At 72.4% G+C, this 19,686-nt stretch carries 18 protein-coding genes, 5 tRNA genes and 1 pseudogene; 16 read left to right on the top strand and 8 right to left on the bottom strand.

From position 1 onward, the window contains the following. The 4 genes and pseudogenes from ACFWJ4_RS14805 to ACFWJ4_RS14790 all read right to left on the bottom strand — a co-directional run. A pseudogene (locus tag ACFWJ4_RS14805) lies at positions 1 to 221 on the bottom strand (ATP-binding protein); the annotation flags it as partial. Beyond that, on the bottom strand, positions 202 to 627 hold the full coding sequence (locus ACFWJ4_RS14800) for a DUF742 domain-containing protein (RefSeq protein ID WP_380543469.1): 426 nt from the start codon (positions 625 to 627) through the stop codon (positions 202 to 204). The pseudogene ACFWJ4_RS14805 and the gene ACFWJ4_RS14800, both read right to left, overlap by 20 nt. 170 nt (positions 628 to 797) lie before the next feature. Next, positions 798 to 1,211: a roadblock/LC7 domain-containing protein gene (locus tag ACFWJ4_RS14795; RefSeq protein ID WP_380543478.1), complete on the bottom strand. Its 414-nt coding sequence runs from the start codon at positions 1,209 to 1,211 to the stop codon at positions 798 to 800. A 10-nt stretch (positions 1,212 to 1,221) separates the two neighbouring features. Further along, the gene (locus tag ACFWJ4_RS14790) at positions 1,222 to 4,818 is read right to left on the bottom strand and encodes a nitrate- and nitrite sensing domain-containing protein (RefSeq protein ID WP_380543475.1); all 3,597 of its coding nucleotides are present in this window, start codon (positions 4,816 to 4,818) and stop codon (positions 1,222 to 1,224) included. An 801-nt stretch (positions 4,819 to 5,619) separates the two neighbouring features. Between ACFWJ4_RS14790 and ACFWJ4_RS14785 the strand changes: the two genes are divergently transcribed. From ACFWJ4_RS14785 to ACFWJ4_RS14730, 12 genes are all read left to right on the top strand, one after another. Beyond that, on the top strand, positions 5,620 to 5,838 hold the full coding sequence (locus tag ACFWJ4_RS14785) for a hypothetical protein (protein ID WP_359915360.1): 219 nt from the start codon (positions 5,620 to 5,622) through the stop codon (positions 5,836 to 5,838). Positions 5,839 to 6,112: 274 nt separating this feature from the next. Then, complete coding sequence (locus ACFWJ4_RS14780; RefSeq protein WP_359915358.1) at positions 6,113 to 6,913, top strand: fumarylacetoacetate hydrolase family protein; 801 nt, start codon at positions 6,113 to 6,115, stop codon at positions 6,911 to 6,913. Next, complete coding sequence (gene gltX, locus ACFWJ4_RS14775; protein WP_380543467.1) at positions 6,906 to 8,405, top strand: glutamate--tRNA ligase; 1,500 nt, start codon at positions 6,906 to 6,908, stop codon at positions 8,403 to 8,405. The genes ACFWJ4_RS14780 and gltX overlap by 8 nt, the downstream gene beginning before the upstream one ends. A gap of 238 nt (positions 8,406 to 8,643) precedes the next feature. After that, a tRNA-Gln gene (locus ACFWJ4_RS14770) sits at positions 8,644 to 8,715 on the top strand. 37 nt (positions 8,716 to 8,752) lie between these two features. Further along, positions 8,753 to 8,825, top strand: a tRNA-Glu gene (locus tag ACFWJ4_RS14765). Positions 8,826 to 8,852: 27 nt separating this feature from the next. Further along, positions 8,853 to 8,925, top strand: a tRNA-Glu gene (locus ACFWJ4_RS14760). Positions 8,926 to 8,951: 26 nt separating this feature from the next. After that, positions 8,952 to 9,024, top strand: a tRNA-Glu gene (locus tag ACFWJ4_RS14755). 49 nt (positions 9,025 to 9,073) lie between these two features. Continuing rightward, a tRNA-Gln gene (locus ACFWJ4_RS14750) sits at positions 9,074 to 9,148 on the top strand. Between the two features lie 303 nt (positions 9,149 to 9,451). Continuing rightward, positions 9,452 to 10,876 carry a 3-isopropylmalate dehydratase large subunit gene (gene leuC, locus ACFWJ4_RS14745; RefSeq protein ID WP_380543465.1) on the top strand — a complete coding sequence of 475 codons (1,425 nt, stop codon included), beginning with the start codon at positions 9,452 to 9,454 and terminating at the stop codon, positions 10,874 to 10,876. 3 nt (positions 10,877 to 10,879) lie between these two features. After that, a complete protein-coding gene (gene leuD, locus ACFWJ4_RS14740; protein ID WP_359900532.1) occupies positions 10,880 to 11,476 on the top strand; it encodes a 3-isopropylmalate dehydratase small subunit in 597 nt (198 codons plus the stop codon). A gap of 182 nt (positions 11,477 to 11,658) precedes the next feature. Continuing rightward, complete coding sequence (locus tag ACFWJ4_RS14735; protein WP_380543462.1) at positions 11,659 to 12,006, top strand: hypothetical protein; 348 nt, start codon at positions 11,659 to 11,661, stop codon at positions 12,004 to 12,006. Between the two features lie 133 nt (positions 12,007 to 12,139). Further along, complete coding sequence (locus ACFWJ4_RS14730) at positions 12,140 to 12,919, top strand: HU family DNA-binding protein (protein ID WP_359900534.1); 780 nt, start codon at positions 12,140 to 12,142, stop codon at positions 12,917 to 12,919. A gap of 208 nt (positions 12,920 to 13,127) precedes the next feature. Here ACFWJ4_RS14730 and ACFWJ4_RS14725 read toward each other — a convergent pair whose 3' ends face one another. Together ACFWJ4_RS14725 and cofC are read right to left on the bottom strand one after the other, a co-directional pair. Further along, positions 13,128 to 13,349 carry a hypothetical protein gene (locus ACFWJ4_RS14725; protein ID WP_359900536.1) on the bottom strand — a complete coding sequence of 74 codons (222 nt, stop codon included), beginning with the start codon at positions 13,347 to 13,349 and terminating at the stop codon, positions 13,128 to 13,130. A 108-nt stretch (positions 13,350 to 13,457) separates the two neighbouring features. Further along, the gene (cofC, locus tag ACFWJ4_RS14720) at positions 13,458 to 14,141 is read right to left on the bottom strand and encodes a 2-phospho-L-lactate guanylyltransferase (RefSeq protein WP_380543459.1); all 684 of its coding nucleotides are present in this window, start codon (positions 14,139 to 14,141) and stop codon (positions 13,458 to 13,460) included. A 228-nt stretch (positions 14,142 to 14,369) separates the two neighbouring features. Between cofC and ACFWJ4_RS14715 the strand changes: the two genes are divergently transcribed. The 3 genes from ACFWJ4_RS14715 to ACFWJ4_RS14705 all read left to right on the top strand — a co-directional run bounded on the left by ACFWJ4_RS14715 (position 14,370) and on the right by ACFWJ4_RS14705 (position 17,458). Continuing rightward, a complete protein-coding gene (locus ACFWJ4_RS14715) occupies positions 14,370 to 15,200 on the top strand; it encodes a lysophospholipid acyltransferase family protein (RefSeq protein WP_380543456.1) in 831 nt (276 codons plus the stop codon). A gap of 14 nt (positions 15,201 to 15,214) precedes the next feature. Continuing rightward, a complete protein-coding gene (locus ACFWJ4_RS14710) occupies positions 15,215 to 16,198 on the top strand; it encodes an NAD(P)H-dependent glycerol-3-phosphate dehydrogenase (protein ID WP_359900678.1) in 984 nt (327 codons plus the stop codon). Between the two features lie 114 nt (positions 16,199 to 16,312). Next, a complete protein-coding gene (locus ACFWJ4_RS14705) occupies positions 16,313 to 17,458 on the top strand; it encodes a D-alanine--D-alanine ligase family protein (RefSeq protein WP_380543453.1) in 1,146 nt (381 codons plus the stop codon). 85 nt (positions 17,459 to 17,543) lie between these two features. On the opposite strand, the gene ACFWJ4_RS14700 is transcribed toward ACFWJ4_RS14705, so the two are convergent. Together ACFWJ4_RS14700 and ACFWJ4_RS14695 are read right to left on the bottom strand one after the other, a co-directional pair. Continuing rightward, complete coding sequence (locus ACFWJ4_RS14700) at positions 17,544 to 18,062, bottom strand: DUF3515 family protein (RefSeq protein ID WP_359900543.1); 519 nt, start codon at positions 18,060 to 18,062, stop codon at positions 17,544 to 17,546. An 82-nt stretch (positions 18,063 to 18,144) separates the two neighbouring features. Beyond that, positions 18,145 to 18,378 (bottom strand): Lrp/AsnC ligand binding domain-containing protein, encoded by a 234-nt coding sequence (locus ACFWJ4_RS14695; protein ID WP_359900545.1) that lies wholly within the window; start codon positions 18,376 to 18,378, stop codon positions 18,145 to 18,147. Positions 18,379 to 18,587: 209 nt separating this feature from the next. Here ACFWJ4_RS14695 and ACFWJ4_RS14690 point away from each other — a divergent pair, with 209 nt between their 5' ends. Continuing rightward, complete coding sequence (locus ACFWJ4_RS14690; protein WP_380543450.1) at positions 18,588 to 19,553, top strand: thiamine-phosphate kinase; 966 nt, start codon at positions 18,588 to 18,590, stop codon at positions 19,551 to 19,553. The last annotated feature ends 133 nt before the right edge of the window (positions 19,554 to 19,686 follow it).

Below are 19,686 nucleotides of genomic sequence, written 5' to 3'. Positions count from 1 at the left end.
AAGTCCATGGCGACGGTGGTGGTCGTCTTGCCGGAGACGTGGCTGAGGTCGTCGATGCCGGCGGAGGCCGAGGTCATGACGGCTTCGGTGCGCAGGGGGTTGATCTCGGAGACGGCGCCGACGAGCGTGGTCTTGCCGACACCGAAGCCGCCCGCGACGACGATCTTCGCGGAGGTGGTGGCGCGGGTGGGGGCGGCCGCGTTAGAGCTTGCGAAGTCCACTGAGGACCCTTTCGAGCAGCGTGACATCGGGCGTTCCGCCCGACTCGCCCGCGGCGGCGGGCTGGTGGATGGCGACGAGACCGGCCTCGGCAAGGTCGGCGACGAGGATGCGGGCGACACCGAGCGGCACGCCGGCCAGTGCGGAGATCTCCGCGATGGACTTGACCTCGCGGCAGAGGCTGACGATCCGGGCGTGCTCGGGCAGCAGTCCGCTGGTCCGGTCGGCCGAGCCGGTCGTGGAGATCAGGGCCTCGATGGCGAGCTGGTACCGCGGGCGGGTCCGGCCGCCGGTCATCGCGTACGGGCGGACCAGCGGCTGCTGCTCGTAGCCGTCGGACTGCTGCCCGCCGTAGCCGCTGCCGTACCCGTTGCCGTACGAGCCGGCGGGTGTCGAAGGCGGGGTCATGGGTCCTCCTAGTGCTGCAGCCTTGAGCAGCCGGTTCCAGCTGGGGCGGTGCCAGCTGAGGCGAGATCAGCTGCCTGAGGGTAGCTGAGGGTGGTTCGCCGGGTCCGGTCGGGTCGGACCCGGCGAGGGCAGGTGGGACGGGGTGGGCGGATCCGCGCGGGAGCCCCGGGTCAGTGCAGGAGACTGCCCTGGAGTTCAGCGCGGAGTGCGGGGGTGAGGACGGCGCCGGCCCGGTCGACGAGCAGGGCCATCTCGTAGCCGACGAGGCCGATGTCGGAGTCCGGGGCGGCCAGGACGGCGAGCGAAGAGCCGTCGCTGACGGCCATCAGGAACAGGAACCCCCGCTCCATCTCGACCACGGTCTGGTTGACCTCGCCGCCCTCGAAGATCCGGCTCGCACCGTTGGTCAGCGAGGTGAGACCGGAGGCGACCGCCGCCAACTGGTCGGCCCGGTCCCTGGGGAAGCCCTCGGACATGCACAGCAGGAGGCCGTCCGCGGAGACCACCACGGTGTGGGACACCCCGGGGGTGTTGTCCACGAAATTGGTGATCAGCCAGTTCAGGTTCTGTGCGGCCTGGCTCATCTGATTCAACTCAACGCTCCTGGTGATCTGCGCCGTTGCCGTCGCTCCGGCCACCGAAACTATCGAATCCGGGCTGCTGGGCACCATGCTGGAAGCCCGACTGGTTGGCGGCCTGCTCGGCCCCGACGCGGCGGCCCTGCTGGATGCCGCGGCGCAGGTTGGTCAGCCGGCCGCGGACCTCCTCGGGGGCCCGGGAGACCTGCGGACCGGTCAGCGGCGAGGCCTCGGCGGTGCCGGAGACCAGGTTGGCCTGCGGGGTCCGCCGGGGCAGGCCCGACATGGTGACACCGCTGGTCGAGGGCTCGCGGATCTGCTCGGCGCGGCGCCAGCGCTCGTCGTTCGCGGACGGACGCCACGGCGCGTCGCCGGGCTGCTGGCCCTGCGGCTGCGGAGGCTGCTGCTGGGCCTGCGGGTGCTGCGGGGCCTGCTGCTGCGGAGCCGGCTGGGGCGCCTGCTGCCGGGGTGCCTGCTGCGGAGCCTGCTGCTCCTGGGCCTGCGGCTGGAACTCCGGCGAGGAGGTGCCGGGGCGGCGCGGCTGGTACGACCGCTGCCGCGCCTGCTGCCCGTCGGCCTGCGGGGCCCACGGCTGCTCGCCGCCGGGCCGCTGACCGGCCTCGGACGGACCGGTCGGCAGCGCCATCGGCTCCTGGTACGGCAGCGGCTGCGGCTGCTGCGGCTGCTGCGGCGCCTGCTCCTGGCGCACCGGCTCCGGACGCGGCGGGTTCGGCACGTTCGGCAGCACCGGCTCGACCAGGCCGAGGCCCAGCGGGTCGCGCGGGTCGATCTGGCTGGCCTCGAAGCGCGGGCGGGCGAACTGCTGGGTGCTCTCCACCGGCGCCGGCTCGGCCGACGGCAGCGGCTGGGGCTGGGGCTGCTGCTGGGCCTGCGGCGGCAGCTGCGGCTGACGGTCGCGCTGCGGCGCGTCCTGGCCGGGGCGCTGCGGACCGCGCGGGCCCTGGCCGGCGGGCCGGCCGGGGGCACCGGGGCCCTGCGGGGCCGGACGGCGCTGCGGCAGGCCGTCCTGCGGACGGTTGCCCGGACGGGCACCCTGCTGCGGCGTGCCGGGACCGCCGGGGCGGCCGTGCTGCGGCTGCTCGCCGGTCCGGGCGCCCGGACCGCCGTCGAACTCGCCGCCGGGACGCTGCCGTTCCTGGCCGGGCCGGCCGGGCTGCTGCTGACCGGCCTGCTGCTGACCCGGCTGGGGCTGACCGGGCTGCTGCGGACGGCCGCCGCGGCGCGGCAGGCCGTTCGGGCCGCTCTGCGGCGGGCCCTGGCGGCCCGGGGCGCGCTGCGGCAGACCGCCCTGCTGGGCCTGCTGCGGAGTCTGCTGCTGCGGCGCCTGCGGCTGCTGCGGGGCCTGCTGCTTCTGCTGCGGCTGGGCGGGCCGCCGGCCCTGGCCCTGGCCCTGCTGAGCGCCGCCCTGCGGGGCCGGGTTCTCCCGCAGCGACTTGCCGACCTGGCGGGTCGGCAGGCCGCCGGCGGGCGCACCCGGGCCGGCCTGCGGAGCGGGAGCGGCCGGAGCGGCCGGACCGCCCTGGCCGAGCTGCGGACGACCGCCCTGCGGGGCACCCGCGGCCGGGCCCTGGCCGAGCGCGGCGGGACCGCCCTGGCGGGCGGGCGGCACCTGGCGCTGCTGGCGCGGCGTCGGGGTGACCCCGCGCTGCTGCTTGCCCTGGCCGGAGCCGGACCGGCCGGCGCCGCGGCGGTCACCCGAATTGGTGACGTCCACGGGGAGCATGACCAGCGCGGTGGTGCCGCCGGAGTCGCTGGGGCGCAGCTGGATGCGGATGCCGTGTCGCAGGGACAGGCGGCCGACCACGAAGAGGCCCATGCGGCGGGAGACCGAGACGTCCACCGTCGGCGGGTTGGCGAGGCGCTCGTTGATCTCGGCGAGGTCGTCGGGGCTCAGGCCGATGCCGGTGTCGTGGATCTCGACCAGCACGCGGCCGTCCGGCAGCGCGTGGCCGGTGACCCGGACGCGGGTCTGCGGGCTGGAGAACGAGGTGGCGTTCTCCAGCAGCTCGGCGAGCAGGTGGACGAGGTCGTTGACGACGCGGCCGGCGACCTCGGCCGACGGCACGGCGGCGAGTTCGATGCGCTCGTACTGCTCCACCTCGGAGGCGGCGGCGCGGAGCACGTCGACCAGCGGGACGGGACGGGTCCAGCGGCGGCCCGGGTCCTCGCCGGCGAGGACGAGGAGGTTTTCGCCGTTGCGGCGCATGCGGGTCGCGAGGTGGTCCAGCTTGAAGAGGTTGGCCAGCTGGTCCGGGTCGGCCTCGCGGCTCTCCAGCTCGGAGATGAGCGACAGCTGGCGCTGGATGAGGCCCTGGCTGCGGCGCGAGAGGTTGGTGAACATCGCGTTGATGTTGCCTCGCAGGAGGGCCTGCTCGGCGGCGAGGCGGACGGCCTCGCTGTGCACCATGTCGAACGCGTGGGCCACGTGGCCGATCTCGTCGGTGGAGTCGACGGCGACCGGCTCGACCGTGGTGTCGACGTCGTGCGGGTCGGCCTCGGAGAGGGTCTTGACCAGCTCGGGCAGACGGCGCTCGGCGACGTCCTCGGCCGCCGCCTGGAGGCGGGTCAGCGAGCGCACCATCGAGCGGGCGATCAGACCGGCGCCACCGAGGGCGACGAGCAGCACCAGAGCGACCGCGACACCGATGATCAGGGCGTCGGCGTCGGCCTGGGACTGGAGGTCCTGGGCCTTGCCGTCCAGGTTCTCGATGAGCTTGGACTCGATCCGGCGCTCGGCGGTGATCTTGGAGCTGGCCTTCTCGAACCAGTCCTTGTAGCTGACCGCCTCGGTCTGGCGGATGCCGCTCTGGGTGAGGATCGTGGAGGCGTAGCGGTCGGCGTCGGCGACCACCGAGTTGTAGCTCAGCTGGCTGCGCAGGTTGTCCAGGTCGTGCGCGGTGTAGATGTTGTTGAAGCTCGCGATCGCGTTGTCGTACGAGCTGCGCAGACGGATACCGAAGGACTCGTCGCTGGGGCTGAGGTCGGGGGTCTTCGGGTTGGCGAGCGCGGCGCTGATCAGGGCCCGCTGCTGCGAGGTCGCGTTCTTCGCCAGCGAGAACTGCTGGAGCGCGCGGGTGGAGACGACCAGGTCCTTGTTGTTCGACGCGAGCGCGATGTCCTGGGTGATGGACAGCAGGTCGCGGATGATCACGTCGTAGGCGGTGATCGTCGACTGGATGTTCTGGTTGTTCTGGTACGGCAGGCTGCGGGTGTCCGCGATCGAGTTCAGGTCCTTGCGGATCTGGAGCAACAGCGCCTTTCCGCCGGACAGTTCGAGGTTCTCGAACTTGTCGGAGGAGGCGGTGAAGGTGCGGCTCAGATCGTCGGTGGACTTGCGGGCCGCGACGATGTCGTCGTCCAGCGGCGCGGCCGGGTCGTGGGTGATCGGGCCGGCGCTGATGTCGCGCTCGGTCTGGAGCGCGTCGGCGAGGTTGGTCGCCTTCTTGGCCAGGTCGGAGAGGTTGGCCATCTGGGCGAGTTGCTGCGAGTTCTCCATCGAGCTCTGGATGCGCAGGCCACCGAGGACCAGCGAGACCAGGACGGGGAGGGCGAGCAGCGCGATCAGACGGGTGCGGATGCGCCAGTTGCGCATCGCGAGCCGGTTCAGACCGGTGGCGCGGCGCCGGGTCAGGGAGGTGCGGAGTTTGTCCCGGGCGGACTTCCGCTCCTGGCCCTCCTCCTCCGGGTGGCCGACGGCCTCGGGTGTCACCGGCTCGGCCGGGCCGCTGGGGGCCGCCGCCTGTTGAGGGGCTGCCACAGGCTCACGCGACTCCGGGTTACCCGCGGCGCCGCTACCCCTTTTGAAACGTCCCTGCACTGGCGTCGCAACCTCTGGACCGGGCGTCCCGCCGCGTCGCCACGGCCTGGACGGTGTCGAGTTTCCATCCGCACCCCGGCCGGTCCGGGAGAGCGGGCACCGGGGTGGACCACTCCCTACCCACGGTCCGTCGCATTCCAGCACAGCCGGGGAATCCCAACAAGGGCCGCACGTACCGGGCGCCCGGCGCTACCGACCGCTTGCGTCTTCTCACGGACTGTGCGGTAACAGGACCGGAATACCGCCTTTTTCGGACACTCGCCGGATACATGCCAAGCGGACCCGGGGTCGGGAAGAGTCACAGACCTTCCGGAATGCCCCTTATCGGCGAAATGCCGGAAAATCCCGGTGCGGCGATATGTCGGATATCTGCACTTTGCTCGGCATTTTGTGAGCAAAATCACAGTCTAATGTGTAGCTTTGGTCACGGCCTCTGTGGAATGAGATCTCGTAACCTGGCTGTCTCCGGAGCACGGCCCAGATCAGCCTGCCCAGAACCCCTCCGAATCAATCGGAATCCATCAGGCCGGTGCCGATCGCCGCGATCGACCCGGCCATGACCACGAGGTGCTCTCGATGTCCCAGGCGAAGAACGCCACCAAGTCCACGCTGTCCTGCCGCCCCACGGCGAACCCCCGCCGGACGACGCTGGCCTCGGTCGAGGACTTCAGCAAGATCCCGGGCGCCCGCAAGCCCGAGGACGTCGTGACCTACGGCACCGAGCTGCCGGCCGCCACCGCCAACCCGCGCCGCACCCGGCTGATGGTCGCCCCGGTCGTCGTCCTGCAGGACTGACCGCCGCAGCGCCGCGACGAGGGCGCCGTCGTCACCCCGGTGGCGGCGGCGCCCTCGCCGTTGTGCGGCGCCCCCGCGGCCCGCGGCGGCGACCCGCCCGCGCGCCTCGCGGGGCATTCGGCCCCGACCCTCCTGAACAGGGGCAAAGCGGTCGGCCGGGCCCCCACGCGATAGCCTGGAGGCCGATTGACGGGGCCGCGCCCACTGCGGGCGGGGCGCCCACCAGCGCCCGGGCGCGCCCCGGGCGGCCGACGAAGCGAGGGGTATCCCAGCCGTGCGCATTGCCAGGTTTTCCGTCCGGGAAGGGAGCCCTGCCGCCGGCAGCGTCTCCTTCGGCGTGGTGGAGGGCGACCCTTCCCGGCCCGACTCGCTGGTCGTCCACGCGCTGGCCGGCCACCCGTTCGGCCAGCCCCAGCCCACCGGTGAGAGCTACCGCTTCCAGGACGTCCGGCTGCTCAGCCCGATGCTCCCGAACAAGATCGTGGCGGTCGGCCGCAACTACGCGGCGCACGCGGCGGAGCTGGGCAACGAGGTCCCGGACGCCCCGCTCACCTTCTTCAAGCCGTCCACCTCGGTGATCGGTCCGACCGAGAGCATCGCGTACCCGCCGTTCTCCTCGGACGTCCACCACGAGGCCGAACTGGCCGTGGTGATCGGCCGGATGTGCCGTGAGGTGCCGTTGGACCGGGTGCCCGAGGTGATCCTCGGCTACACCTGCGCCAACGACGTCACCGCCCGGGACGTCCAGCAGCGCGAGGGCCAGTGGGCCCGGGCCAAGGGCTTCGACACGGCCTGCCCGCTGGGCCCGTGGATCGAGACCGACCTCGACCCGAGCGACCTCGCGATCACCTGCACGGTCAACGGCGAGCTCCGCCAGACCGGCCGCACCTCCCTGATGGTCCGCTCGGTCGCCGAGCTGATCGTCCACATCTCCGAGGCCATGACGCTGCTGCCCGGCGACGTCATCCTCACCGGCACGCCCGCAGGGGTGGGCCCGCTCAACGTCGGCGACGAGGTCGCCGTCTCCATCGAAGGCATCGGCACTCTCACCAACAAGGTGATCAAGCGTGGCTAACACTGACCCGGCCGTCCGGGTTCGCTTCTGTCCGTCCCCGACCGGCAACCCCCACGTGGGGATGGTCCGCACGGCCCTCTTCAACTGGGCCTACGCCCGCCACAACGGCGGCACGCTGGTCTTCCGGATCGAGGACACCGACTCCGCCCGCGACTCCGAGGAGTCGTACAACCAGCTGCTCGACGCCATGCGCTGGCTCGGCCTCGACTGGGACGAGGGCCCGGAGGTCGGCGGCCCGGACGCGCCGTACCGCCAGTCGCAGCGGATGGACATCTACGCCGATGTCGCCCGCCGCCTGCACGAGGCCGGCCACGCCTACTACTGCTACTGCTCCACCGAGGAGCTGGACGCCCGCCGCGAGGCCGCCCGCGCGGCCGGCAAGCCCTCCGGCTACGACGGGCACTGCCGCGACCTGACGGACGAGCAGGTGGCGGTCTACAAGCTGGAGAAGCGCGAGCCGATCCTGCGCTTCCGGATGCCGGACAAGACCCTCAGCTTCGACGACCTGGTCCGCGGCACGCTCACCTTCGAGCCGGAGAACGTGCCGGACTACGGCATCGTCCGGGCCAACGGCGCCCCGCTGTACACCCTGGTCAACCCGGTGGACGACGCCCTGATGGGCATCACCCACGTACTGCGCGGCGAGGACCTGCTGTCCTCCACCCCGCGGCAGATCGCGCTGTACGCCGCGCTCGCCGAGATCGGCGTCGGCAACGGCACCACCCCGCGCTTCGGCCACCTGCCGTACGTGATGGGCGAGGGCAACAAGAAGCTCTCCAAGCGCGACCCGCAGTCCTCGCTCAACATGTACCGCGAGCGCGGCTTCATCCGCGAGGGCCTGCTCAACTACCTGTCCCTGCTGGGCTGGTCGCTGGCCGAGGACCGCGACCTGTTCGACATGGACGAGATGGTCGCCGCCTTCGACGTCACCAAGGTGAACGCCAACCCGGCCCGCTTCGACCTGAAGAAGTGCGAGGCGATCAACGCCGAGCACGTCCGCCGGCTGGCCCCGGAGGACTTCGTCCGCCGCCTGGTGCCCTTCCTCCAGGGCGCCGAGCTGCTGCCGGCCGAGCCCACCGCCGAGCAGCTGGACCTGCTCGCCAAGGTGGCGCCGCTCACCCAGGAGCGGATGGTCGTGCTGAGCGAGATCGTGAACATGGCCGGTTTCCTGTTCGTGGCGCCGGAGAAGTTCGCCCTCGACCCGGACGACGCCGCCAAGGTGCTCACCGCGGACGCCCGCCCGGTGCTGGAGGCCAGCATCAAGGCGCTGGAGGAGCTCGCGGACTTCACCCCGGAGCCGATCCAGGCCGCGCTGCGCGAGGCGCTGGTGGAGGGGCTGGGCATCAAGCCCAAGTTCGCCTTCACGCCGCTGCGGGTGGCCGTCACCGGCCGCCGGGTCTCCCCGCCGCTGTTCGAGTCCATGGAGCTGCTGGGACGCCCGGAGACGCTGCGTCGGCTGCGGGCCGCCCTGGACGCCCTGCCGGCCGCCTGAGCGGGGCGCCGAGCAGGCCGCGGGCCCGGCTTCGTGCCGGGCCCGCGGCGTACCCGGAGGCCGTCCGCAGGCCTCCCGGCCGCTGCCTGGGGTTATCGATTTTGGACCCGGGGCCGACGTCGGGTAATGTTCTTTCTGCGCCGCCCGGGAGGGAACGGACGAGGGAACGAAAGCCCCTCGGAAGGGACCGACCGAGAGGCGCAACGCCTGAGAAGGGCCCGCGAGGGTTCAACTCTGGTGGGGTATGGTGTAATTGGCAGCACGAGTGATTCTGGTTCATTTAGTCTAGGTTCGAGTCCTGGTACCCCAGCGCAGTACGTGAGTACAGCACCACAAAAGAAGATCAAGCCCCCGTTGTGTAGCGGCCTAGCACGCTGCCCTCTCACGGCAGTAGCGCCGGTTCGAATCCGGTCGGGGGTACTGATCCCGCAAGGGATCACCTGGAAAGCCCCCGTTGTGTAGCGGCCTAGCACGCTGCCCTCTCACGGCAGTAGCGCCGGTTCGAATCCGGTCGGGGGTACTGATCCCGCAAGGGATCGCCAGGAAGCCCCCGTTGTGTAGCGGCCTAGCACGCTGCCCTCTCACGGCAGTAGCGCCGGTTCGAATCCGGTCGGGGGTACTTCAGAGCAGGAAGCCGGTGGGCTCGCCCATCGGCCCTTGCTTTGTGTTGGGGTATGGTGTAATTGGCAGCACGAGTGATTCTGGTTCATTTAGTCTAGGTTCGAGTCCTGGTACCCCAGCCAGAAATTGGAAAGACCCCGGTCCCCGGGGTCTTTTTGCTTTCCCCGGAAATGCCCCGAAGGGCCCCGCTCCGTTCCGAGCGGGGCCCTTCCGGCTTTCCGCGGGGCCCCGCCGCCCGGCGGCGGACGGGGGCGGAGCGCTGTCCATGCGCTAAGACTGCGGTCTCACTCCGCGAGACACAAGTTCAATCTCCGGCGAAAAGCGCCACTCTGGACGGGAGCGGCCCGGGAGTCTCAGGGCGGCGCACACGCTTTGACCTCGACGACACGAGAAGGCCGGCAACGCGGCCGGCTGGAGGGAATCCGATGGGACGGACACTCGCAGAGAAGGTCTGGGACGACCACGTCGTGCGGCGCGCGGAGGGCGAACCCGACCTCCTCTTCATCGACCTGCACCTGCTCCACGAGGTCACCAGCCCGCAGGCCTTCGACGGGCTGCGGCTGGCCGGCCGCACGGTCCGCCGCACCGATCTGACGATCGCCACCGAGGACCACAACACCCCCACCCTGGACATCGACAAGCCGATCGCCGACCCGGTCTCCAGGGTGCAGTTGGAGACCCTGCGCAGGAACGCCGCCGAGTTCGGCGTCCGGATCCACTCGCTCGGCGACGTCGAGCAGGGCGTCGTGCACGTCGTCGGCCCGCAGCTCGGCCTGACCCAGCCCGGCATGACCGTGGTCTGCGGTGACTCCCACACCTCGACCCACGGCGCTTTCGGCGCACTGGCGTTCGGCATCGGCACCAGCCAGGTCGAGCACGTGCTGGCCACCCAGACCCTGCCGCTGGCGCCGTTCCGGACGATGGCGGTCACCGTCGAGGGCGAGCTGCCCGAGGGCGTCACCGCCAAGGACCTGATCCTGGCCGTCATCACGAAGATCGGCACCGGCGGCGGCCAGGGCTACGTCCTGGAGTACCGAGGTTCGGCGATCCGGAGCCTGTCCATGGAGGCCCGGATGACCGTCTGCAACATGTCGATCGAGGCCGGCGCCCGGGCGGGCATGATCGCCCCGGACGAGACCACCTTCGCGTACCTCCAGGGCCGCCCGCACGCCCCGCAGGGCGAGGACTGGGACGCCGCCGTCGCGTACTGGAGGACCCTGGGCACCGACGAGGACGCGGTCTTCGACCACGAGATCTTCATCGACGCGAGCGAGCTGACCCCGTTCGTCACCTGGGGCACCAACCCGGGCCAGGGCGCCCCGCTGGGCGCCGAGGTGCCGGACCCGGCGTCCTTCGCCGACCCGCAGGAGCGCCTGGCCGCCGAGAACGCCCTGGCGTACATGGGCCTGGAGGCCGGCACCCCGCTGCGCGAGGTGAAGGTCGACGCCGTCTTCGTCGGCTCCTGCACCAACGGCCGGATCGAGGACCTGCGGGCCGCCGCGGCCGTCGTGGAGGGCCGCCGGGTCGCCGACGGCGTCCGGATGCTGGTGGTCCCCGGCTCCGTCCGGGTCGCCCTCCAGGCCGTCGAGGAGGGCCTGGACAAGGTGTTCACCGCGGCCGGTGCCGAGTGGCGCCACGCGGGCTGCTCGATGTGCCTGGGCATGAACCCCGACCAGCTCGCCCCGGGGGAGCGCTGCGCCTCCACCTCGAACCGCAACTTCGAGGGCCGGCAGGGCAAGGGCGGCCGCACCCACCTGGTCTCCCCGCAGGTCGCCGCCGCGACCGCCGTCCTGGGCCGTCTCGCCGCCCCCTCCGACCTGTCCGCCGACGTCGCTGCCGTGGAGGCCTGAGCCATGGAGAAGTTCACCACCCACACCGGCCGGGCCGTGCCGCTGCGCCGCAGCAACGTGGACACCGACCAGATCATCCCGGCCCACTGGCTCAAGAAGGTCACCCGATCCGGTTTCGAGGGCGGCCTGTTCGAGGCCTGGCGCAAGGACGAGTCGTTCATCCTCAACCGGCCCGAGCGGCAGGGTGCCACGGTCCTGGTGGCCGGCCCCGAGTTCGGCACCGGCTCCTCCCGGGAGCACGCCGTCTGGGCGCTCCAGAACTACGGCTTCCACGCGGTCGTCTCGTCGCGCTTCGCCGACATCTTCCGGGGCAACTCCCTGAAGAACGGCCTGCTGACGGTCGTCCTGCCGCAGGAGACCGTGGAACGGCTCTGGGCGCTCACGGAGAGTGACCCTTCGGCCGAGATCACCGTTGACCTGGAGGCGCGCGAAGTGCGTGCCGAGGGCGTCGTCGCGGCCTTCGAACTAGACGACAACGTCCGGTGGCGGCTGCTCAACGGCCTGGACGACATCAGCATCACCCTGCGGAACGAGGCCGACATCGCGGCCTTCGAGGAGACCCGCCCGGCCTTCAAGCCCCGTACTCTGCCGGTCGCCTGAGTTCCCCTCAGAACAAGCATTCTGACGATCCACCGGATGGCCCGTGCCCCCCTCGGGGGGGCCGGGCCATCCGTCGTTCCGGAGCACGAGTTAGCGCCGCGGCCCGCCCCGGATTGCCCATTTGGCTTTGCGGAAGAGGGGCCCGCGCAAGTACAACTGCGGGTAGATGGCACAATCAGTACATGCACCGGCACCATGAACCTCCGTACGCGGGCGGCGAACCCGCGGCTGAGGACTCCATGGGCCGGCCATCCGAACGCCGAATTGACGATCGGCCGGACGTCACCTCCGCACCAGCTGAGGGGCCGGACGACCAGGAAGTCGCAGGGCTCTACGCGCTTGTGGCCGAGCGGTTGAAGCAAGCTCACGCCCGCGTGCATGCGCTGAACGTGTCTGCCGATGCAAAGACCGCTCTCACCCGTCAACTCCTCATCGTCACCGAGGCCGCCAAGCGCGATCTTCCGGAGGCGGCAAGGCGGTTGAGTCGCTTTGTACATGACCTCGACGAGCGGCCCCCGCCGCTCGACTGAGGTCGCCGACGCGCAAATCCATTGCGACACTAGGGTGATTCGCGCGTTTGGTAATTGAAAGTCCGCAGATACATACCTAACGTGCGAAAAGAACGGATGGAATCATCCGGCGCCCGTTTCCGAAGGGGAAGACGTGAACAAGGCTCAGCTTGTCGAAGCGGTGGCCGAGCAGCTGGGCGGTCGCAAGGCTGCCGCAGAGGCCGTCGACGCAGTGCTCGACACCATGGTCCGTGCCGTTGTGGCCGGTGACCGGGTCTCGGTCACCGGGTTCGGCACCTTCGAGAAGGTGGAGCGCTCCGCGCGCTTCGCCCGCAACCCGCAGACCGGCGAGCGGGTCAAGGTCAAGAAGACCTCGGTCCCGCGCTTCCGTCCGGGTCAGGGCTTCAAGGACCTGGTCAGCGGCAGCAAGAAGCTGCCGAAGGAAGGCCCCTCGGTGAAGAAGGCCCCCAAGGGCTCCCTCACCCCGGGCAAGAGCGGCGTGGCCGCCACCCCGGCCGCCAAGCGTGCCGCCACCAAGCGTGCCGCCGCTGCTGCCGCCGCCGCCCCGGCCGCCAAGAAGGCCGCCGCCAAGAAGACGGCCACCACGGCCGCCGTCAAGAAGGCGACCACCACGGCCGCCGCCAAGAAGACCACGGCGACCGCCAAGAAGACCGCCGCGAAGACCACGGCCGTCAAGGCCACCGCCGCCAAGACCACGGCCGCGAAGACCACCGCCGCGAAGAAGACCACGGCGACCGCGACCAAGGCCGCCGCGACCAAGAAGACGGCCGCGGCGAAGAAGGCGACCACCACGGCCGCCGCCAAGAAGACCACGGCCACCGCCAAGAAGGCGACCGCCACGGCCAAGAAGACGGCGCCGGCGAAGAAGACCGCCACCCGCAAGACCACCGCGCGCAAGACCTCTGCCAAGTAAGTCCCGCGCGACCGTCCCAGGACGGCCTTCGGCTCAGAGCCGCGGCACCCCCCTTCCGTGAATTCACGGAGACGGGTCGCCGCGGCTCTTTCGATTTCCGGGCGCTTAGTCAGGAATCGACGGCGTGCGGCGGCACGGGGGAGTTCCGGGCGGTGCGGCGGGGTGGCCCGCGGGCCGGGGCCGGGCCCGACGGCGCCGGACGGGGCCGTCAGCCCTCGGCGGGGTCCGGGAAGGTCTGGAGCGTCACGAAGACCACCCGGCGGGCCTCGCCGGTGCCCTCGGTGCGGATCCGCACCCGCTGGCCGGGGCGCAGCAGCCGCAGGCCGCCGGCGTCGAAGGCGGCCGCGTCGAACGGCACCGGGGTCCCGTCGTCGAGCAGCACGGAGCCGGCCCGGGTGGCGGGGTCGAAGGTGAACGAGGTGGCCTGCATGCGAGCAGCATAGCGAGCGGGCCGGCCCCGGCCCGGGAGCAGGTCGACGCCGGGCCGGGCCGCGCCCGGGGTGGCTCCGGGCGCTGCCCGGGCGGCGGCCGGGAGGGCTCAGGAAAGGCTCAGCCGGGCGAACAGCGCGCTGGTGTGCGGGCCGAGGCCGAGCGCCGCGGCCTCGCCGAGGTCCGTCCCGGTGTCCACGTCCCGGCGCACCGACTCCACGTCCGCGAGGCGCAGTTCGAGCGCCCCGCCGGCCGCGTGCCGGGCCCGTGAGCCGTCCCCGAAGGCGGGGGAGAGCGGACGGCCGGGGGCGCAGGCGAGCAGCGTGGTGCCGAGGCCGGGGGTGTCCGGCAGGAAGGCCCGGCCGTCCGCCGGCACCGCGCCCAGCACCCGGGCCAGTTCGGCCGGACGCAGCGCCGGGAGGTCCGCCGAGAGCACCGCCAGCGGGGCCCGCGGGGCCAGGGCCAGGGCGCTCTCGGCGCCGTGCGCCAGCGCCCGGTTGAGGCCTCCGTCGGGCTCGTCGGCGACCACCAGGGCGCCGAGCGCGGTCAGCCGGGCGCCGGCCGCGGCGTCGCGGGTGACCACCAGGACCCGGCCGACCCCGGGGGTGGCCAGGGCGGCGGTGACGGTGTCCAGGGCGAAGGACAGGGCCAGGTCGGCCCGGTGCGGTCCGGCGTACGGGGCCAGTCTGCTCTTCGCCATGGTGAGCGGCTTGAGCGGAAGCACCAGCGACCAGCCGGCGGTGGGTGCGGGGGGCGCGACGGCCCCGCTGGGGCGTACGGTGTCCTGGGTCATCGGCGTCATTCTGGCGCCGGTCCCGGAGCCCTCGCCAGGCCGTCCGAGCTGTGCGGACGTGCGTTTGATCACGCCCGCCGGGCGGGTTGGCGCGGTTGCTCGACAGCCGGTGATCGGGCGGGCGACACTGTTCCGCGCCCGTGGCCCGGGCACCGGTGGAATCGGTGCGCGGCGCCGGGACGCCATGACCGCGGTAATCCGTGCCGCATCGGATGAGAAGGAGCTGGGGTGGCCCGCCGCTCGTACGCCAAGTTCGGCAATGCCGACTACGGCATCTGGTACCGCTTCGCGGCCGTGCTGGTGAAGCCGGTGACGACCGCCCTGGTGAAGCCCGACTGGCGGGGCTGGGAGCACATTCCGAAGAACGGCGGCTTCATCGCCGCGGTGAACCACAATTCGATCATCGATCCGGTGATCTATGCGCACTGGCAGTACAACAGCGGACGTCCGCCGCGCATTCTCGGCAAGTCCTCGCTGTTCTCGATCCCCTTCATCGGATTCATGCTGCGCAAGACCGGTCAGATTCCGGTGTTCCGCGAGTCCACCGACGCCGCGCAGGCGTTCCGGGCCGCGATCGACGCGGTCAACAGCGGCCAGTGCGTGCAGTTCTACCCGGAGGGCACGCTCACCCGGGACCCGGACCTGTGGCCGATGACCGGCAAGAGCGGTGTCGCCAGGGTCGCGCTGATGACCGGTGCGCCGGTCATCCCGGTCGCGCACTGGGGCGCCCACGAGATCATCCCGCCGTACGGCCGGCCCGGTCTCGGGAAGGGCAGGTTCAACCTGTTCCCGCGGCACAGGGTCACCGTCGCGGCCGGGCCCGCGGTGGACCTGAGCAAGTACCGGGGGCAGGAGCTCACCGCCCAGGTGCTCGCCGACGCGACCGAGGACATCATGACGGCGATCACCGCCGTGCTGGCGGAGGTCCGCGGCGAGGAACCGCCGGCCGAGCGCTACGACATGCGCAGGGCGGCCCGGGATCGTGCCGCGGCGGCGCTGGCCGAGCGCCGGCGCGCCAAGGGCGAGCGGGGCAAGGGCACCGAGGAGGCCGGCAAGTGATCCGTTGCGCCGTGATGGGGACCGGCTCCTGGGGCACCGCGTTCGCGCTGGTGCTCGCCGACGCGGGCTGCGAGGTCGTGCTGTGGGCCCGCCGCCAGGAGTTGGTGGACGCCGTCAACTCCACCCACGAGAACCCGGACTACCTCCCGGGCGTCCGGCTGCCCGACACCGTGCGGGCGACCACCGACGCCGCCGAGGCGCTGGCCGGCGCCGACTTCGCGGTGCTCGTGGTGCCCTCGCAGACGCTGCGCGACAACCTGGCCGCCTGGACGCCGCTGATCGAGCCGCAGACCGTGCTGGTGAGCCTGATGAAGGGCATCGAACTCGGCACCGCCAAGCGGATGAGCGAGGTGATCGACGAGGTCACCGGGGTCGGCCCGGAGCGCGTCGCGGTGGTCAGCGGGCCCAACCTGGCCAAGGAGATCGCCAACCGGCAGCCCGCGGCCAGCGTGGTCGCCTGCTCCGACGAGGCGGTCGCCAAGCGGCTCCAGGCGGCCTGCCACACGCCGTACTTCCGGCCGTACACCAACACCGACGTAGTGGGCTGCGAACTCGGCGGCGCGGTCAAGAACGTGATCGGCCTGGCGGTCGGCATGGCGGCCGGCATGGGGCTCGGGGACAACACCAAGGCGACCCTGATCACCCGCGGGCTGGCCGAGACCACCCGGCTCGGAGAGGTGCTGGGCGCGGACCCGCACACCTTCGCCGGACTCGCCGGGATGGGCGACCTGGTGGCCACCTGCTCCTCGCCGCTGTCGCGCAACAACACCTTCGGCATGAACCTGGGCCGGGGCATGTCGCTCGCGGAGACCATCGCGGCCACCCGGCAGACCGCCGAGGGCGTCAAGTCCTGCGAGTCGGTCCTGGACCTGGCCCGGCGCAACGGGGTCGACATGCCGATCGTCGAGGCCGTGGTGGACGTGGTGCACAACGGGCGGCCGACCCAGGAGGCGCTGCAGACGCTGATGTCGCGTTCGGCGAAGGCCGAGCGGCGCTGAGTCCGGCGGGCCGCGGCCCCGGGCCGCGGCGCCCGCCCGGTCCCCGCGGGACCGCCGACTCCCCGGTGGTGCCTGCCTTCCGGCAGGGTCTCGCACGGTAGTCTCAAACCCGATATGAGCATCGAACAGTCCTCCCCGAACCGGCCCGACCGGAAGCCGCGCGTCGCGCTGGTCTTCGGCGGGCGCAGCTCCGAGCACGCGATCTCGGTCTCCACCGCGGGCAGTGTGCTCAGGGCGATCGACCGCGACAAGTACGACGTGCTGCCGATCGGCATCACGCACGAGGGCCGCTGGGCGCTGACCAGCGACGAGCCGGCCCGGATGGCCATCACCGACGGGCGGCTGCCGGACGTGGCGCACGTCGCCGAGGGCGTCGACGGCCAGGTCGCGCTGCCGGTCGCCCCGGGCAGCCGAGAGGTGGTCCTGACCGAGCCGGGCAGCGCCCCCAAGGCCCTCGGCGAGGTCGACGTGGTGTTCCCGCTGCTGCACGGCCCGTGGGGCGAGGACGGCACGCTCCAGGGCCTGCTGGAGCTCTCCGGCGTCCCGTACGTCGGCAACGGCGTGCTGGCGAGCGCGGCCGGCATGGACAAGGAGTTCGCCAAGCGGATCCTGGCCTCGCACGGTCTGAACGTCGGCCGCTACACCATCGTGCGGCCGCGCGACTGGGAGTCCGAGGCGGGCCGCGCGGCGGTGCGCGAGCGGGCCGCCGAGCTGGGTCTGCCGCTGTTCGTGAAGCCCTGCCGGGCCGGCTCCAGCATCGGCATCACCAAGGTGAAGGACCTGGCCGACCTCGACGCCGCGATCGAGGAGGCCCGCCGGCACGACCCCAAGCTCATCATCGAGGCCGGCGTGACCGGCCGCGAGATCGAGTGCGGCGTGCTGGAGTTCGAGGACGGCCCGCGGGCCAGCGTGGCCGGCGAGGTCCTGGTCGGCGAGGGCTTCGACTTCTACGACTTCGAGGCCAAGTACATCGACTCCTCGGACGTGAAGATCCCGGCGGACCTGACCGCCGAGGAACTCGCCGAGATCCAGCGCCAGGCGGTCGAGGCCTTCGAGGCGCTCGGCTGCGAGGGCCTGGCCCGGGTGGACTTCTTCCTGCTGGAGGACGGCACCTGGATGATCAACGAGATCAACACCATGCCCGGCTTCACCCCGATCTCGGCCTACCCGAAGATGTGGGAGGCCAGCGGGGTCGCGTACCCGGAGCTGATCGACCGGCTGCTCGGGACGGCGCTGCGCCGCTCGACCGGGCTGCGCTAGCGGGTCCTGCCGCGGAGGGCGGGCCGGGGAGTTCCCGGCCCGCCCTCGGTGCGTTCCCCCCGGGTCGCGGCTCCCGCCGCCGGGCTCAGCCCGGGACGTTGGCCTTGACCGCGCCGGTCAGGGCGGCCGCCGGGTCGAAGGGGTTCTGCGCGGCCCCGGCGGGGACGGTCACCTCGACGTAGGCGGCGCGCATGGTCGTCACGAAGCGGTAGCCGCCGTCGGCGAGCTTCTGCGACCACCAGGTGACGCCGTCGACGCTCGGGGACCAGTCCGCGGCGTGGTCGCCGTCCAGCTCCTCCGGCCGGTCGATGCCGCAGCGCAGCACCGTCCGGGGGGAATCGCCCCAGGCGGCCACGTACGGGGAGGCGGGCGACGGGTCGTTGCGGGCGTGCCCGAGCAGGTCGGCCGGCAGCGCGGCGGCCAGCGACCGGCAGTACCCGGCCGCCCGGCCGCCCGGCTGCGGGACCTCGACCTTCGGGTCGGCCGGCCCCCAGCTGCCGACCAGCGCCACGACGGTGCAGGTCAGGGCGACGGGCAGGGCCAGCCAGCGGACCGGGGCCGGCAGGGCGGTCAGCGCCTCGGGGACGCGGAGTTCTCTGGCCACCCGCCGATGGTAACCGGGGCCCGGGTGGCCGGACGTGTCGGTGCGCCGGGCCACCGGGGCCCGGGCGCACCGGTGCACCGGCCTACAGGTGCACCACCGGGCAGGTGAGGGTGCGGGTGATGCCCTCGACCTTCTGGACCCGGGCCACCACCAGCCGGCCCAGTTCGTCCACCGTCTCGGCCTCGGCCTTGACGATCACGTCGTAGGGGCCGGTGACGTCCTCGGCGGTGAGTACGCCGGGGACCTCGGCGATGGTCCGGGCCACGGCGGTGGCCTTGCCAACCTCGGTCTGGATCAGGATGTATGCCTGTACCACGGGGACCTCCCGGCGGCCGGTTGAGGGGGGATCGCCGCCGTGATCGCCCGGTCAGGCGCATGGGTGGGTGGGCTCACCGGCAGTCTGATCACCACGCTACCTCGCAGCGGGCCGGGGAGGGGAGACCCCGAGGCCCCGGAAGGGCGTACGCTGCGCGCGGGGGAGCGCGACGGGGGCCGAAGACGGATGGAAACGCGAGAGGACGGCAGATGCAGGGGACCGTGGGCGAGCTCGGCGAGTTCGGCCTCATCAGGGAGCTGACCGCCCGGGTACCGCTCACCGACGCGGTCGACCTCGGCCCGGGTGACGACGCCGCGGTGGTACGGGCTCCGGACGGCCGGGTGGTGGCGACCACGGACGTCCTGATCGAGAACCGGCACTTCCGCCGGGACTGGTCCACCGCCTACGACGTGGGCCGCAAGGCCGCCGCCCAGAACCTCGCCGACGTGGCCGCGATGGGGGCGGTGCCGACCGCCATACTGCTCGGTCTGGTCACTCCCGCGGACCTGCCGACCACCTGGGCCACCGAGTTGATGGACGGGCTGCGCGACGAGTGCCAGGTGGCCGGGGCGACGGTGGTCGGCGGCGACGTGGTGCGCGGCGACACCGTCATGCTGGCCATCACGGCGCTCGGCGACCTCCAGGGGCGTGCGGCGGTGACCCGCGCCGGCGCGCAGGTCGGCGACGTGGTCGCGGTGACCGGCTGGCTCGGCTGGTCGGCCGCCGGCCTGACCGTGCTCCAGCGCGGCTTCCGCTCCCCGCGCGCCTTCGTCGAGGCGCACCGCCGGCCCGAACCGCCGTACCACGCGGGCCCGGCGGCGGCCGAGCTGGGCGCGACCTCGATGATCGACGTGAGCGACGGGCTGGTCGCCGACCTCGGCCACGTGGCCCGGGCCAGCGAGGTGGACATCGACCTGAAGGCCGCCGACTTCGACGTCCCGGCGCAGATGGCCGACATCGGCCAGGCGGTCGGCGTGGACCCGTTGGTCTGGGTGCTCTCCGGCGGCGAGGACCACGCGATCGTGGCCACCTTCCCGCGCGGGGTCCAACTCCCGGCCCGCTGGCGGGTGGTGGGCGAGGTGACCGGCCGCCCGACGGGCAGCCGCAGCGGCCGGGTCACGGTGGACGGCGCCCCCTGGGACCGGGTGGGCGGCTGGGACCACTTCGCCGAGTAGGGCCCGCCCCGGATTCCGTCGGCCCCGGCGAGGACCCGGGAGGCGGAGCCCCGGCGGGCGGCCGGCGCCGATCCCCGTACGGCGGGCGGCGCGTGACGCTCCGGTGCGCTGGGAACGGGTGTCGAGGGTGCGT

Origin of the sequence: Kitasatospora sp. NPDC127067, from assembly GCF_042724755.1 — a bacterium.
Classification (GTDB): domain Bacteria; phylum Actinomycetota; class Actinomycetes; order Streptomycetales; family Streptomycetaceae; genus Kitasatospora; species Kitasatospora lactacystinica.
Note: the sequence above shows the minus strand (reverse complement) of the source record. Positions and strands in the feature narration are given on the sequence as shown.

What these genes read in the sequence shown, in the direction of transcription:
- ACFWJ4_RS14705 (WP_380543453.1), top strand. Translation starts at nt 16,313, where the DNA reads ATGAGCATCGAACAGTCCTCCCCGAACCGGCCCGACCGGAAGCCGCGC.
- ACFWJ4_RS14725 (WP_359900536.1), bottom strand. Translation starts at nt 13,349, where the DNA reads ATGCAGGCCACCTCGTTCACCTTCGACCCCGCCACCCGGGCCGGCTCC.
- ACFWJ4_RS14735 (WP_380543462.1), top strand. Translation starts at nt 11,659, where the DNA reads ATGCACCGGCACCATGAACCTCCGTACGCGGGCGGCGAACCCGCGGCT.
- leuD (WP_359900532.1), top strand. Translation starts at nt 10,880, where the DNA reads ATGGAGAAGTTCACCACCCACACCGGCCGGGCCGTGCCGCTGCGCCGC.
- leuC (WP_380543465.1), top strand. Translation starts at nt 9,452, where the DNA reads ATGGGACGGACACTCGCAGAGAAGGTCTGGGACGACCACGTCGTGCGG.
- ACFWJ4_RS14800 (WP_380543469.1), bottom strand. Translation starts at nt 627, where the DNA reads ATGACCCCGCCTTCGACACCCGCCGGCTCGTACGGCAACGGGTACGGC.
- cofC (WP_380543459.1), bottom strand. Translation starts at nt 14,141, where the DNA reads ATGACCCAGGACACCGTACGCCCCAGCGGGGCCGTCGCGCCCCCCGCA.
- ACFWJ4_RS14795 (WP_380543478.1), bottom strand. Translation starts at nt 1,211, where the DNA reads ATGAGCCAGGCCGCACAGAACCTGAACTGGCTGATCACCAATTTCGTG.
- ACFWJ4_RS14790 (WP_380543475.1), bottom strand. Translation starts at nt 4,818, where the DNA reads ATGCGCAACTGGCGCATCCGCACCCGTCTGATCGCGCTGCTCGCCCTC.
- ACFWJ4_RS14710 (WP_359900678.1), top strand. Translation starts at nt 15,215, where the DNA reads ATGGGGACCGGCTCCTGGGGCACCGCGTTCGCGCTGGTGCTCGCCGAC.
- ACFWJ4_RS14785 (WP_359915360.1), top strand. Translation starts at nt 5,620, where the DNA reads ATGTCCCAGGCGAAGAACGCCACCAAGTCCACGCTGTCCTGCCGCCCC.
- ACFWJ4_RS14690 (WP_380543450.1), top strand. Translation starts at nt 18,588, where the DNA reads ATGCAGGGGACCGTGGGCGAGCTCGGCGAGTTCGGCCTCATCAGGGAG.